Here is a 14,046-nt window from a genome sequence, read left to right as displayed (position 1 = left end):
TCGGTTCGGGTTAAAAAGTATGACCATTGATTTTTTGAAGGTTATTGTCGGATGGGTTGGTTTTGATTTCCTTTCGCTTCAGCAGTACCGGCTCCTGGTAGTTTTGAACCCTCATGATCAACCTGCAGATGAGGTCGAGATCTGCAGTGGTGAGGGTATGGTAGAGCGGCAGGCAAAGAATGCGTTTCACGACATCATCGCATACCGGCACCGGGGTTTGGTTCACATAAGGCAGACTGGAGAGGGAAGGGTAGAAATACCTCCGGCAATAGATATTTGCGCCTTCCAGCTTTTTCATACATTGCTGCATGAGGACCTCTGTATCAAAAAGAACCGGGAAATAAGCGAAATTATAGTCCATGTCTTCATTCAGCTTCGGGAATTTCCCTTTGATGTTTTTTAACCTTTTGAAGTAATGGTAGGAAAGCTTTCTCCTGGTGTCCAGAATCTCTTCAATATGCTTCAGGTTACAAAGCCCCATCGCCGCGCGGAATTCACAGTTTTTAGCATTGATACCTGGTCCGGAGAAGGATTCAGGCCCATTGTGGCCGAAATTGCGCATGCCAGCCATGATTTTCAGTAGTTTAGGATTTTTGGTAAATACCGCACCGCCCTCAACGGTATGAAATAGTTTGGTGGCATGAAAGCTGACGGTACTGATGTCGCCATAGGCAAACACGGATTTGTTTTTATAGGTCGTGCCGAAACAATGGGCTGCATCATAGATCACTTTCAGCTGATGCTTGTCGGCAATGGCTTGTATGGCATCAATGTCGCATGGATTTCCATAGACATGTGTGGCGAGAATGGCGGTTGTTTCCGGCGTAATGGCGGCTTCAATTTTAGCAGGATCGATGTTGAAAGTCTCGGGATCGATGTCTACATATACAGGGGTACAACCTTCCCAGACGATACTGCTCGTAGTGGCGACATAGGAGAATGGGGTGGTGATGACCTCGCCCTGAATGCCAAGTGCTTTGATGGCAAGCTGAATGGCAATCGTACCGTTGGATACATATAGCAGGTGTTTGATGCCCAGGTATTCCTGAAGTTTCAGCTCCAGTTCGTTCAGGAGGGGGCCATTGTTGGTCAGCCACTGGCGTTCCCAGATGTTGTCTACATAGCGTTTAAAATCTTCTGCCTTTGGAAGAAATGGTTTAGTTACCGGAATCATTTTTTAGCGATTAGTTGTTTGAAATCTGTTATTGCAGTAAGCCGGAACAGGTTGCTCATAAAGAGGTAGCTCAGGGCGTAAAATAAGCCGCTCAGGAGCATCCTTGACCAATCCTTCATTTGTAAGGATCCGGCGAGGTAAGCATCCAGGAAATAGCAGCACAGTCCAGTGATTGCGGCCATTCCAAGGATGGGCAACAGGTCTGCTACCTGTTCCATGGTCGGGTAATTGATGAGTTTGCCGCTGTAATTGGAATTGATATAATACCCTAAAAAGTTAAACAGCAGCTGGAAGTATAACAGGCCATAGATCCCAAAGCGGATCACGCTGAGGATGCCGATCAGGCTGATGGTTTTCTTGATGAGCTCGAGCTTCAGCAGGAGGTCGCTTCTTCCCTTTACTTTCAGGATATTCAGGTTATAGGCATGCAGGGGATACATGATCCCGGCGATACAAAGAATCTGAAAATAAGGTACTGCGGGAAGCCATTTCTCTGTCAGCATAAAGCGGAACAAAGGCTCGGCTATGATGCTCAGGAAGATCAATGCCGGGGCATTCCAGAATATCACCTGCTGCATGATTTTTCTATAGACCGTCTTCAGCTGGCCATTGTTGTCTGAGATCTCGGAAAACATCGGATAGGTCACCTTATTGATGGCGTAAGAGATGTTGGAAACCGGCAGCTGACTGATGGCCTCCGCTCTGGAGTAATAGCCCAATGCGGTAACGGAATAAAACTTCCCGATGATCAGCACATAAATATTCTGATGAATGCTGTCAATGATGCTGGAAAGGGCAACTTTATAACCAAATCCAAAATGATATTTTAACTTCTCCCGGTCAATGGCCCATGATGGTCGCCAGGCTGAGGTCATCCAATGCATCAGAGTAGAGCAGATGGCGGTAAAAAGGTTCATCCAGACCAGGCTCCAGACGCCATAGCCCATCTTTGCCAGGATCACGCCCAGCAATCCCCCCGCGATGGCCGACGGAATCTGGATATTGGTTTGCTTCTGAAAGTTCATCTCCTTGGTCAGGATCGTATTCTGAACCGCAAAAAAGGCGTTTAATATAATGATCAGGCCGTACACCCTCAGCACTGCGCTGAGCACTTCCTGCCGGTAAAACTGCGCCACCAGGGGAGCAATGAAGAACAGGAAGAAATAGATGAGGATACTTCCGCAGAGGTTCACAAAAAACACCGTCGAATAGTCTTTCTGATCTGCTTCCCTCGTCCTGATGAGGGAAGAGGTTAAGCCGCTGTCCATCAGTACATGGCCTACGGAGATAAAGACAGACAGCATTGCAATCAGTCCGAATTCTGCAGGGGCGAGGATTCTGGCCAGCAGGATGGTGATGACAAAGCCCACAATCTTGATACTGAACTGTTGTCCCAGCGACCAGAATACACCGGAAATGGTCTTTTTCTTTAGTTCCATAAAGAAGTCTTTTTTCCAACCTTGCTGAGGTAGGCAATCACCGGTTTTTCAAACCAGGTGGTAATCAGATAGGCCACCAGGACCATGATGAAAATGGGCCAGAGCAACAGCAGGTAATAATTGGTAATTCCTTCCCGGATGAGCCACAATTGTATGGTATGACCGATATGCTGGTGAATCAGGTACAGCGCATAAGAGATCTCTCCGATAAAAACCAGTGGACGGAAGCGGAGGAAACCAGCCTGCCGGTACACAAAGAGGTAAAACAAGGCACAAAGCAGTGCGGTAACTATAAAATCAAGGCGATGCGGGGAATATAAGCTGAGCAAAAGCGAAATAAAGATTTGAAAATGCCAGAACCAGCTTTTGTCGCCCTTCCAGATCTTGTAAAAGCCAATGCCCATCAGGAATAAACTGCCGTAATACAATTCGGGATGGTATTTATGCCAGAAACAAACCCCAAAGTAGAAAAGGAGGAATGCCAGGCCAACATATTTCATTTTCGGAACCAGCTGCAGCAGGAGCAACAGCAGCATAAAACCATAAAAACACAATTCAATGAGCAAAGACCAGTAGACGCCGTCAATTGCCCGGGTTCCAAATAACGAAGGAACCATGCTGATGTTGATGAGCAGCTCTTCGGTACTCCGCTTCAAAAGCGCCGGGCCAAAGTATTTCATGAGGAAAAACGTGAGGACCATGCAGAACCAGAAAGTGGGATAAAGCCGGATAAAGCGTTTGTAGATGAATTCTCCGGGATGCTTCAGCTTTTCTATCGTCATGAAGATGACAAAGCCGCTGATGATGAAGAACAGGTCTACGCCATAACGGCCGTATTCGAATTCCCAGAGGCTCGTGGTCAGCTTGCTGTCGAACTTCTGCCCAAAGCGGGTGGTATAATGATACAGCACTACGGCGAGCGCAGCAATCCCTCTTAATCCGTCTAATTCTGTGATTCTTAGCCTAAGGTGTTTCATCGGAATTCAGGTTAATGGCGGATAAATGTGTTTGAAGGAAGAGCTGCGGCATTATTACTGCTCAACATCACATCGCTGACCGGGATATTGCTCAGCAGTGCGCAATCCAGGTGATCAAAGACCATGATGACGTTTTTGCCCTGAACCTTAATGACGGTACCTTCTTGGTTGAAAAAAAGACCGTTTTTAACCCGAATCCTGTCGCCGGTACTGATTTCACGTAAGCTGACCACTTCTGCATCCGTACAGTGCCGGGTATAATGTTTCACCTTTTCGATCACCTGATCACGGATTACCGCAGGTTTGGCCATGTAATAGACGAAGTTGAGCACCCCCAAAGTCTGGCGGACCTTATATTCTTCGCGTTCATTGATGCGGACAAACACATAGGAGCTGAAAAGCGGAAGCTCGACAGCCTTTTTCCGGTCTGTCCACTGGCTGATTACCTTTCTAACCGGACAGTAGGATTCAATTCCCTGCATTTGCAAAAGGCGGTCTACTTTTTTCTCCCATCTCGGACGGGTATAAATCACTAACCATTGTTGTTTCATAATGAAGGCGTTTTGTTGAGAAAAGGGCATAGCTTCGCTACCTCAGTCACATGAGTGGGTTTTGTCGGGCAGAAAAGGGCAATGTTTTGGGTATTAGTTGTTCAGTTGTAATCCATAGCCATAACCGTATCCGGCGTAGCCATAATTGCGTTTGTTCTCGTTTTTTGTATCGTTAAGCACAACCATAGGATTGTTTAACTTTTTATGATCATAGATATCCCTCAGAATATTCAGCTGAAGTTTGTCTGTATAGTTGTACCTCACGAGGTAAATACTGGCATCGGTATAAGAGGCGAGGCTAAAGGCATCCGCAACCAGTCCGACGGGTGCAGTGTCAATGATGACATAGTCAAATTTTGCCTTCAGGGCCTCGATCATTTTGCCTATCCTTGGGTGCATCATCGTTTCTGCAGGATTTTCAGGGAGCTTACCGCAATCGATCACCGAAAGGTTAGGGCTGTGTTCCGACTGCTGAATAATGTCTTCTATTTCCAGGTCTTTCTGCTCGAGGTAATCGCTGATCCCAATGCCTTTTTTCATTTTCATTTTTTCAAGGAGGTCGGGCTTCCGTAAGTCAAATTCCAGAATCACCACCCGTTTGTTGACGGAGGCAAGCGTAAGGCCGAGGTTCAGGCTGAAAAAGGTTTTTCCTTCTGCTTTCATGCAGGAAGTAACGAGCAACACCTGATTGGGCATTCCGGAGTTCATAAAATGAAGGTTGCTGCGGATGTACCTGAACAATTCCGACATGGTGGAACGGCTGTTATTTTCCATCACTTTGTTCTCATTTTTATTGAGATGACTGAGCACACCGAGCAGCCTGACACCGGTTAAGAGTTCAATGTCTTTCGCATCTTTGACCTTATTGTTGAGGAGTTGTTTCCCGTAAATGCTTGCTGCAGGAACAAGGCATCCAAGGAGAAAGGCAAAGAGGTAGATCAGCTGCTTTTTGGGCGATACCGGAATGGAATGGTAGGCGGGTTTATCGATGACCTGTGAAGTAGGTACAGTTCCGGAAAGAGAAAGTGTGGTTTCTTCTCTTTTTTGAAGCAGGTACCGGTACAGGCTCATCTTTACCGCCTGTTCACGGCTCCTTTCGAGTAAACCCCTTTCCACGGCTGGTGCAGAATGGATTTTGCTGCTGAACTGGGAGGCCATAGCGCTCAGGTTATTTCTTTCAATCAAAATACCCTGTTTAATGTTGTGCAGGTTTTCTTCAATATTGGATTTCAGGGTAATGAGCTGATCGGTGAGGTTCAAAACCAAAGGGTTATTGGCATTCGAGGTGCGCAGCATTCTGTTCCGTTCCTGTTGCAGGGCGTTGAATTTGCTGGTCAGTTCGTTCAGTGTAATGTTGTTGATGCTGAGGGAACTGGGCACCATTTTAAATTGATTGTTGTGCTGTCCGAGGTATTTTTCCAGGGATTCGATCACGCGGAGCTGCACTTCTGCATTAGACAACATTTGACGGTATTCTCCGGATTTGACCATATTGATTTGCGCATCGGCACTCACATCGGTCACCATGTTGTCCTGTTTGTAGCTTTCTACATCCTGTTCCACATTCGAAAGGTCCCGGCTCAGGTAGGCCAGCCGTTTGTCAATAAAATTGATGGTGTTGACCGCAATGATGTTTTTCTTGGTCACATTCTCATCGTTATAGGTCTTTATTAATGTGGTCAGAATGTCGATTCCACGCTGAGGAATGGGGTCTTCAAGGCTCACCACCACGGTATTGGCGTCTTTGATGATGGGCAGTACACTGAGCCTGGTCTGACTGTAGGCTTCGGTCATGGTGTACATATTGTTGAATTTAATCCGGACAGGAGTTGTGTTCTTCCAGGCCGCAGGGCCTTTCTGAACCCTGAATGCATATCCTGCTTTCCTGATTTCTTTTCCGTATTCATAAATCCAATGCTCCTTTTTGTCGCGGAGGACAAAGCTGGTTTGGTTTAGCGGCTCTATGGTTAAGGTCTTGGTATAGGCCAGCGGACTGAGTGCAATGACGGTTACCTTAAAGGGTAATGTATTTGCATAAAGTTCTTTGTCTTTCAAGCCTTCTTTCCTGAAGTAGGAGGTTTCCAGAGAGAGGCTTTTGAGTACTTTGTAGATCAGTTCCCTGGAACGCAGGACTTCCATTTCATTGTCTACTTTTTTGTCGGTATGGAACATGTTCAGGTCGCTGAAAGCGGTTCCTTTGAGTTCACCATCCCCTTTTTTGTCGTCCTGCATTAATAAGGTGCTGCTGATTTTATATTTTGGGGTAACGGTGCTCAGGTAAAAGAAGGCTGCGGCCATACTGATTACAATAGCGATCAGAAAAGCATACCAGTACCTCAGGTATTGCATTACCGATTCCTTCATGTCTTCCGACAGGCCCGTCATTCTATGGTTGGTAGTCATGGTGATTGATTTTACGTTTTTGGAGATGTGGTTTACCTGATTAAGGCGGTAACGAGGACGGCGACTGCGGAGATACAGGCCGTGACAATGGGCAGTGCACGGTTATTCGGACTGAATTCTTTCTCTTTCGATTTGTCCGGTTCTACATAAATGACATCATTCTGTTTCAAATGAAAATATGGCGACTGGAAGACTTCCTGTTTGTTGAGGTTTAAGCGGACCATATTGCGCTCTCCGTTGGTTTCGCGGATCACAAGTACGTTTTCCCGTTTGCCATAAACCGTCATGTCTCCAGCCATTCCCAAAGCTTCGAGCAGGTTAATCTGTTCGCCGGGAACAGTGAAGGAAGCGGGTTTGTTGACTTCCCCAATTACCGTGATCTTGAAATTAAGGAGCTGCACATCTACAACGGGAGATTTAACGAACTTGTTCAGCTCCTGGGTGATCAGCTTCTGAGCTTCCTCAATGCGTAAGCCTTCCACTTTCAAACTCCCTGTTACAGGAAGGGTCACCATGCCGCTATTGTCTACTTTGAACCCTGATCTTTTATTGCTGCCATCGGCATCTGCCGTCCCGGTACTGCTGGCAAATAAGATATTGGATTCTGTGTTTAAGCTATTCACAGAGATGCTCAATAAATCGTTCTTCTGAATCTTGATTTCTGATTCATACGTCCGGATCTGACTTTTGGAAAGTTCAGACAGGTTGCTGAAATAAACCAGGTTTCTTTGTGGTGTGCATGCGCATAATGCCAATGCGAATAGGACCAGTGAGCGTTGTAGTTTTTTCATGATGATACGGCGGTTATTCTTTAATAAATAATATCCTTTCTATAAGGTGAATTAAAGTTATGTATTTATAAATCAGAAGAATCTGATCTCAGAATGTTGCAGGTAAACTGTCAAAAATGGTCAGGTGATTTGACAGAATTAGGGGGCAGCTGTGCAGCCGATTTACAGTGTTTTACAGGAATGATGTACAGAAAGAAGAGCCGGAACGGGAGAGGCCGGAGTCTGTTTTGTCAGTTTTTCTGTCAGAAAATTGGTTTTTTGGGATTTTGTTGAGCAAAGCTGGAAAGTTATAACCGGAACCAGGGAATTGATCGCTTCCGCTGTCAGAAGAAATGAAAATGAAAAATATTTTTATACAATGTGCTGTATGGTGTTTATGTAAACAATAATTTGATTTTTTGAATAAAAATTTGTTTAAAAGAAATTTGTTTAACCCGTTACTGCTATTTAGCTTAGTGTTGTATTTCTTTTTTATAAATGTAACAGCCGGTAAAAGGGGGAGCCGGCTTATAAAATCTGAAATAGGGTCAAATCAAAAAACTTTAAATTATGCAGTATAACCATTATGTTATTTTAATCCTGATCATGTTGGGGTCAGGATTACTTGGAGGACTCTCCAATTACTTTATTCTTTCCGATGAAGGCGGAAGTACAGCAACATCCGGAAAGGGATTCCTGATGGGAAAATCGTTGATCCTTGGGGTTACCGCTTCACTTATGGTGCCTTTATTTCTGACCACCATTTCCAGTGATATCCTTGCTAAACCGGAAGATGAGGTTTTCGATAAGAATTACTTTGTGTTAGCAGGCTTTTGTTTGCTTGCCGCAGTGCTGTCAAAACGTTTCATCGAGGGTTTATATGAAAAAGTGATGAAGGCGGAGGCCAATGCCAATCGGGCGATGGATAAGGCAGCTGAGGCGATTGAAAAACTGGAGGCCGTAGAAGAATCACTTAGCGAAGAAGAACAGGATGGGGTGGCAGCACTTTCCGCAGTTTTTAAGGCCAAAGACCTGACGGATGAAGATAAAGTGCTGAGTACCTTTACGAACCGAAAATACCTTTACCGCTCCGGTTCGGGAATTGCATCAGAATTGAAACTGGACCGTATCCTGGTTAAAGATACCTTGTCGGCCTTGGTGGAAGAAGGAAAGCTGCGGACCAAATTCAATAAAAGAGGGCACATGCTTTATACCTTAACCGGAAGCTGATCCTTCTGTCAATTTATCTTTTCCTGCATCGATCTTAATTTGTAATATGAGTTCAAATTTTTTATATTAGGATTACACTAAAAAACTGATCCTTTGTCTAAACTTTTGAATTTATGTTTGATGAACTGAGTAAATATAAACAGGGAAGTTTCTTTTTCCAGTCCACAGACAGTTTGGTAGAGGTCTGTAATGTTCCCAAAAATAAGTATGGCCTATATCTGGTGTATGCGTTGAGCAAGGGAAGGGTGGAGTTGGTTTACATCAATAAATCAGGTCCACCGGAAAAAAAAGACGCAGTAAAAGACCCCAGGGACATTGCAGATGACCTCAGGGAAAACCTGTTGAATGGCTTCCAGTTCGGAGAAATTGAACGTAAAAATTCCTGGCCGGTTCAATTGATGATTGAAGACATTGAAGCACTGCACGTCCATTGGTATGTGACTTCTGACGAAAAGAACCACGATCTTCCTGCAACTATTAAATCAAAAATCCTCCAGATCTACAGAGGGATTTATGGACATCTCCCACGTTGGAACGAAACCTGAAAAGAATGTTTTATTTTACATAAACCGTTTTGATGTTTACAAATTCCCTGATGCCAAATGCGCTGAGCTCTCTTCCATAGCCGCTTTGGTTGATCCCCCCAAATGGTAACCTTGGATCAGACTTTACCAGTGAGTTTACGAAACAGGAACCTGCATTTAAGCTTTTGGCCGCGATTTCTTCTCCACGTTTCACATTGGAAGTGAATACTGCCGCACCCAGACCAAAGGGGCTGTCGTTGGCAATTCTGATGGCTTCTTCTTCATTCTTTGCAGAGAACATCAAGGCCACAGGACCAAAAATTTCTTCTTCATAACCGGGCATGTCCTTCCTGATTCCCGACAGTACAGTAGGTGTATAGTAAGCATGTTTGCCTTTAAAATCCGGAATTTCACCGCCAAGAATACACTTTGCCCCGGCTTTGATATTAGCCTTTACCTGTTGGTGGAGTTCATCTCTCAGGTCTATCCTTGCCATCGGGCCGAGGTCGGTATCCGCATCAAAAGGATCACCTGTAACCTTCGACTGCATTTTTTCCAGAAAGATCCGGGTAAACTCTTTTTCAATTTCCTTTACAAGGATAAATCTTTTTGCAGCAATACAGCTTTGGCCATTATTGATCAGCCTGCTTTGCATACAGATTTCTGCGGCTTGTTCCAGGTCTGCATCAGCCAATACCAGGTAGGGGTCGCTTCCGCCCAATTCCAGGACCGTCTTTTTTAGATAAGATCCTGCCTGCTGGGCAACCTGTTTGCCCGCTTCTGTGCTTCCGGTTAGGGTAACAGCTTTTACCAAAGGATGGGCAATCACCTGTTTTACAAATTTGCTGTTGATGACCAAAACCCGGAAGATGTCTTTTGGGAAACCTGCTTCGATAATGACTTCCTCAATAGCAAGCGCACATCCGGTTACATTAGAGGCATGTTTTAGCAATCCTGCATTTCCGGCCATTAATGCCGGGGCCAGAAAACGGAAGAGTTGCCAGAAAGGGAAATTCCATGGCATTACCGCCAGTACCAGGCCTAAGGGCTGGTAGCTGACATAGCTTTCGGAGGCTTCGGTTTTTATCGTTTCGTCTTTCAGGAATTCTGCTCCGTTTGCGGCATAATAATCACATACTGCAGCACATTTCTCGATCTCGGCAATCCCGGCAGGAATGGGTTTCCCCATTTCTTTAGCCATCAATGTGGCCAGTTCCTGTTTTCTTGCCAACAGGATAGAAGCCGCATTTTTTAACAAGTCTGCACGGGTTGAAAAGGAGGTGTTCTTCCATTTCAGCCAGGCTTTATGTGCTTTTTCGATTTTCCCGGAAATTTGCTTTTCGGAATCTTCTTTGTAGGATTTGATTAATTTACCGTTGGTAGGATTGATGGAAAGAATGCTCATTTTAAATGTTATTGGTCATAAGATAACAGTTATTATGGCTTCAGGTTTTCTTTAATAAAAACAAGTGGGTTGAAAAAACGGAGGTCCAGTTGTTTTTTATTCATGGTTAACCAGCTGGCACACCCATAATCGTCAAAACTTTTCCGGATTTCCAGGTGCAAATGATGGTAATCACCACCATATTTCTTTGATTCTGCAGGGGTAAACAAGCGGGCGATCTTTACATTCTCATCTACCTGCTGTCCCTGGTTCACATATACTTCTTTTAGGTGTTTGTAAGAGGTAAATATGAATTTACCATCGGGTAATTTATGTTTCAGGACTACCGTTCTCTGGTTTTCGCCCAGGTGTACCGAGCAAACAATACCCTTTGCCATTGGATAAACGCTCACCAGTTTGCTTTTGGGTTTTAAAGGATTGATGTCTATTGCGGTATGTACATGCCCTTTCAGGTAACTGTCGCGGTGATCTCCGAAAATGCTGACCACTTTAAGCTGTTTAGGGTCTTTACGGTTGGCTACATCAAAAGGAAGATACCAGGTCGTTGCAACTGCTGCGGGTGCGGTATCTATGTAATAAGGTTTCCATCTGTCTTTATCGCGTTCAATGGTCATGGGCTGGTCGGGAGCCAGCCATAAAAGTAACATGGGTAACAATAATAATTTCATGTGCTTTGATTAAATGAGGCGCTTCAATGCGAGAATATATCCTAAATGCATGCTTTCATGAAGCGGCAGGTAATTGATGATGTCGTTGATGTTGTTTAATTCCAGACCCATACTGTTTACCCATGGGGTGTACTGATCAAAATGATGTGCTTTAAGATCGTTTTCCAGTTCTGTCGTTGTGCTGAGCAAGAGGGCTTTTATGTCTTCAATTTCTGCTGCTGAGACTTCTTTTTCCGGTTTTGAACCCGGTTTGTAGGCCTGAATGAATGACTCAGGAACCAGGGCTTCCTGTCCTGCTTTTATATAGCAAAGGTTCTGCTGACTGGCGATCAAATGTGCGACATTCCAGATGATGTTGTTGTTAAAGCCATCGGGAACTTTATTTAACTGCCCGGGAGTCAATTGTTCTACAGTTTTTAATACTGCAACCCTTAATTTTTTAAGCGTAGTTACCTGAGGGAAACTTTCGTTGGACATGAGGATGGGGTATAATGGTTAAAATCAAAAATTGGTAACTATAATTATTTTGAAAGATAGTTATTTTCTGATTTTAGCGCTCTATTCCCTGAAATAATATCATGAATTAAATTTTAGCCATGTTTATAGCCGGAGCAGAAAGATTTAGCTGGGTTTAGACTGGTTTTTCTGGGAGCTGATCAAATTTGTTTTTCGGCACCTGGTATTCTTTTTCCAGCGTTCGGAATGCCTTGGTACTGATATGTAAGCCCCGGACCAGCTGCTTCATTCGTAGTAAATCAGGATCATCACGATGTCATGTGCCAGTCCGTCTGCTGATGCTCAAAATGAGCTGTGGACGAGCGCACAAGCGACCTCAGTCTGGGATTAAATAAAAATGACAGAGGGATGAACAAGAGGTAGAGGAGGAGGCTATTCTCTTCTTTTTGTGAATATTACGAGATAGCAGGAAAGAAGGGTGTCAATATACGCAATAAAATTAGATGCAATGAAATTTTACCTTAAATTGATCTCTTCTTTTTGGAGCTGTTCAAAAAAGGATAGAAATAATTAGGAAAACATCTGATTTTTTGAAGTATTATTTGATTATGTATTGTATTTTTGCACAAAAATTCAAATAAATGACTCGTAAGAATAGTAATTCGGAAAAAACTGCGGATGTTGTATTGATTGGAGCAGGGATAATGAGCGCAACACTAGGGATGTTACTCAAAGAATTGCAGCCGGATATCACCATAGAAATTTTTGAAAGACTGGACGTTGCTGCTGCAGAGAGTTCTGATGCCTGGAATAATGCAGGAACAGGGCATTCTGCTTTTTGTGAATTAAATTATACCCCACAATTGGCCGATGGTTCAGTAGAAACCGCAAAGGCAGTAGCTATTGCAGAATCTTTTGAAGTATCCAAACAGTTTTGGTCCTTCCTGGTTGAAAATAACCTTGTTGGATCACCGGAAACATTTATTAAGAGCATTCCCCATATCAGTTTTGTCTGGGGAGAAAAGAATGTGGAGTTTTTGAAGGAACGTTATGCGAAGCTTCAGGAAAGCCTTCTTTTTCAGGGGATGAGCTATTCTGAAGATCCTAAACAGTTAAAGGAATGGATGCCATTGGTGATGGATCAGCGTGATCCTGCCGAAAAGGTAGCCGCAACAAGAATGATGCTGGGAACAGATGTAAATTTTGGTGCTTTAACGAGAATGATGTTTAACCACCTTCAGAAAAAGGAAAATGTAAACATGCATTTCCACCATGAGGTTAAAAAACTAAAACAGAAAAACGGACTTTGGGAAGTAAAGGTAAAGGACGAAGCAACGGGAGATAAAAGAGTCGTAAAAGCGAAATTTGTATTTATCGGGGCAGGTGGCGGATCTCTTCCTTTATTGGAGAAGTCTGACATTCCTGAAGGAAAAGGTTTTGGTGGTTTCCCGGTAAGCGGACAATGGTTGAAATGTATCAATCCGGATGTCATCGCTGAGCATGATGCAAAGGTATATGGTAAAGCTTCTGTAGGTGCGCCGCCGATGTCTGTTCCACATTTGGATACCAGAATGATCGATGGAAAAAGAGCTTTGCTTTTTGGTCCTTATGCCGGTTTCTCAACCAGATTCTTAAAACATGGTTCTTTGATGGACCTTCCGCTCTCTATTAAAGTAAACAATATCCGTCCGATGATTTCCGCCGGACTGGATAACCTGCCCTTAACTAAATACCTGATCAATCAGGTGCGTCAATCTCCGGAAGACAGGATGGAGGCTTTAAGAGAATATTTGCCAACAGCTAAAATGGAAGATTGGGAACTGGAAACTGCTGGTCAGCGTGTTCAGGTGATCAAGAAAGATGAAGAGCATGGTGGAATTCTGGAGTTTGGAACAGAAGTGGTTACGGCTGCTGATGGATCTATCGCTGCATTGCTGGGCGCTTCTCCAGGTGCGTCTACCGCAGTGTCCATCATGATTACTTTAATGGAACGTTGCTTCGGCGACAAGGTGAAAAGCCCGGAATGGCAGGCGAAGCTGAAACAAATGATCCCTTCTTATGGACAATTGCTCAGCAATAATGTAGAAATGACGAAAGAAATCAGGTCAAATACAACAGAGACTTTAAACTTGCAGGCTGCAGGTTAAGAAAAATTAGATCTAATATATGGAAAAGGCCTTTGGTTGTAAAAGCCAAAGGCCTTTTTTTATGGTTGCTTTTTTGAAATGAATTTAACCGCTATTTGTTAAGTGTGTTATTTACATTTAACACGATAAATCATCTAACTATTTGATTTTTTTTTAATGTGAGACTTTAGGTTGTTCTTTACTGGAATCTGCTGTAGACATTTATGGGAAACTTTTGATTGCTGTTTTTAGCTTTATTGATCCTGCTATGACCTTGTTAATTGGCCTGGAATGTTCAGGGCTTTTTTAACGATAAAAATTGT

The 14,046-nt window shown here is 43.8% G+C and carries 12 protein-coding genes; 3 read left to right on the top strand and 9 right to left on the bottom strand.

Annotated elements, in window-relative coordinates; translation table 11 throughout:
- Positions 1-10 precede the first annotated feature (10 nt).
- The 6 genes from DBR43_RS31925 to DBR43_RS31900 form a co-directional block, all read right to left on the bottom strand.
- Entirely contained in the window at positions 11-1,174 is a 1,164-nt protein-coding gene (locus tag DBR43_RS31925) for a DegT/DnrJ/EryC1/StrS family aminotransferase (RefSeq protein ID WP_124587413.1), read from the bottom strand.
- Positions 1,171-2,613 carry a lipopolysaccharide biosynthesis protein gene (locus DBR43_RS31920; protein WP_124587412.1) on the bottom strand — a complete coding sequence of 481 codons (1,443 nt, stop codon included), beginning with the start codon at positions 2,611-2,613 and terminating at the stop codon, positions 1,171-1,173. Before DBR43_RS31920 ends, DBR43_RS31925 begins: the two co-directional genes overlap by 4 nt.
- The gene (locus DBR43_RS31915) at positions 2,604-3,590 is read right to left on the bottom strand and encodes an acyltransferase family protein (protein WP_124587411.1); all 987 of its coding nucleotides are present in this window, start codon (positions 3,588-3,590) and stop codon (positions 2,604-2,606) included. Before DBR43_RS31915 ends, DBR43_RS31920 begins: the two co-directional genes overlap by 10 nt.
- Before the next feature lie 11 nt (positions 3,591-3,601).
- Entirely contained in the window at positions 3,602-4,141 is a 540-nt protein-coding gene (locus DBR43_RS31910) for a UpxY family transcription antiterminator (RefSeq protein WP_233603302.1), read from the bottom strand.
- A gap of 93 nt (positions 4,142-4,234) precedes the next feature.
- Positions 4,235-6,544 carry a GumC family protein gene (locus tag DBR43_RS31905; protein ID WP_124587409.1) on the bottom strand — a complete coding sequence of 770 codons (2,310 nt, stop codon included), beginning with the start codon at positions 6,542-6,544 and terminating at the stop codon, positions 4,235-4,237.
- Positions 6,545-6,576: 32 nt separating this feature from the next.
- Complete coding sequence (locus tag DBR43_RS31900; RefSeq protein ID WP_124587408.1) at positions 6,577-7,335, bottom strand: polysaccharide biosynthesis/export family protein; 759 nt, start codon at positions 7,333-7,335, stop codon at positions 6,577-6,579.
- Positions 7,336-7,884: 549 nt separating this feature from the next.
- Between DBR43_RS31900 and DBR43_RS31895 the strand changes: the two genes are divergently transcribed.
- Together DBR43_RS31895 and DBR43_RS31890 are read left to right on the top strand one after the other, a co-directional pair.
- Positions 7,885-8,544 carry a YEATS-associated helix-containing protein gene (locus DBR43_RS31895; RefSeq protein ID WP_124587407.1) on the top strand — a complete coding sequence of 220 codons (660 nt, stop codon included), beginning with the start codon at positions 7,885-7,887 and terminating at the stop codon, positions 8,542-8,544.
- Positions 8,545-8,657: 113 nt separating this feature from the next.
- The gene (locus DBR43_RS31890; protein ID WP_124587406.1) at positions 8,658-9,089 is read left to right on the top strand and encodes a hypothetical protein; all 432 of its coding nucleotides are present in this window, start codon (positions 8,658-8,660) and stop codon (positions 9,087-9,089) included.
- 10 nt (positions 9,090-9,099) lie between these two features.
- On the opposite strand, the gene DBR43_RS31885 is transcribed toward DBR43_RS31890, so the two are convergent.
- The 3 genes from DBR43_RS31885 to DBR43_RS31875 are packed head-to-tail and all read right to left on the bottom strand — an operon-like array spanning position 9,100 to position 11,618.
- A complete protein-coding gene (locus tag DBR43_RS31885; RefSeq protein ID WP_124587405.1) occupies positions 9,100-10,473 on the bottom strand; it encodes an NAD-dependent succinate-semialdehyde dehydrogenase in 1,374 nt (457 codons plus the stop codon).
- 32 nt (positions 10,474-10,505) lie between these two features.
- On the bottom strand, positions 10,506-11,141 hold the full coding sequence (locus tag DBR43_RS31880; RefSeq protein ID WP_124587404.1) for a M23 family metallopeptidase: 636 nt from the start codon (positions 11,139-11,141) through the stop codon (positions 10,506-10,508).
- Between the two features lie 9 nt (positions 11,142-11,150).
- Entirely contained in the window at positions 11,151-11,618 is a 468-nt protein-coding gene (locus DBR43_RS31875) for a DinB family protein (protein ID WP_124587403.1), read from the bottom strand.
- A gap of 620 nt (positions 11,619-12,238) precedes the next feature.
- Between DBR43_RS31875 and DBR43_RS31870 the strand changes: the two genes are divergently transcribed.
- A complete protein-coding gene (locus DBR43_RS31870) occupies positions 12,239-13,744 on the top strand; it encodes a malate:quinone oxidoreductase (protein ID WP_124587402.1) in 1,506 nt (501 codons plus the stop codon).
- Positions 13,745-14,046 lie beyond the last annotated feature (302 nt).

This window comes from Pedobacter sp. KBW06, assembly GCF_003852525.1.
Classification (GTDB): domain Bacteria; phylum Bacteroidota; class Bacteroidia; order Sphingobacteriales; family Sphingobacteriaceae; genus Pedobacter.
Note: the sequence above shows the minus strand (reverse complement) of the source record. Positions and strands in the feature narration are given on the sequence as shown.

What these genes read in the sequence shown, in the direction of transcription:
- DBR43_RS31925 (WP_124587413.1), bottom strand. Translation starts at nt 1,174, where the DNA reads ATGATTCCGGTAACTAAACCATTTCTTCCAAAGGCAGAAGATTTTAAA.
- DBR43_RS31920 (WP_124587412.1), bottom strand. Translation starts at nt 2,613, where the DNA reads ATGGAACTAAAGAAAAAGACCATTTCCGGTGTATTCTGGTCGCTGGGA.
- DBR43_RS31915 (WP_124587411.1), bottom strand. Translation starts at nt 3,590, where the DNA reads ATGAAACACCTTAGGCTAAGAATCACAGAATTAGACGGATTAAGAGGG.
- DBR43_RS31910 (WP_233603302.1), bottom strand. Translation starts at nt 4,141, where the DNA reads ATGAAACAACAATGGTTAGTGATTTATACCCGTCCGAGATGGGAGAAA.
- DBR43_RS31905 (WP_124587409.1), bottom strand. Translation starts at nt 6,544, where the DNA reads ATGACTACCAACCATAGAATGACGGGCCTGTCGGAAGACATGAAGGAA.
- DBR43_RS31900 (WP_124587408.1), bottom strand. Translation starts at nt 7,335, where the DNA reads ATGAAAAAACTACAACGCTCACTGGTCCTATTCGCATTGGCATTATGC.
- DBR43_RS31895 (WP_124587407.1), top strand. Translation starts at nt 7,885, where the DNA reads ATGCAGTATAACCATTATGTTATTTTAATCCTGATCATGTTGGGGTCA.
- DBR43_RS31890 (WP_124587406.1), top strand. Translation starts at nt 8,658, where the DNA reads ATGTTTGATGAACTGAGTAAATATAAACAGGGAAGTTTCTTTTTCCAG.
- DBR43_RS31885 (WP_124587405.1), bottom strand. Translation starts at nt 10,473, where the DNA reads ATGAGCATTCTTTCCATCAATCCTACCAACGGTAAATTAATCAAATCC.
- DBR43_RS31880 (WP_124587404.1), bottom strand. Translation starts at nt 11,141, where the DNA reads ATGAAATTATTATTGTTACCCATGTTACTTTTATGGCTGGCTCCCGAC.
- DBR43_RS31875 (WP_124587403.1), bottom strand. Translation starts at nt 11,618, where the DNA reads ATGTCCAACGAAAGTTTCCCTCAGGTAACTACGCTTAAAAAATTAAGG.
- DBR43_RS31870 (WP_124587402.1), top strand. Translation starts at nt 12,239, where the DNA reads ATGACTCGTAAGAATAGTAATTCGGAAAAAACTGCGGATGTTGTATTG.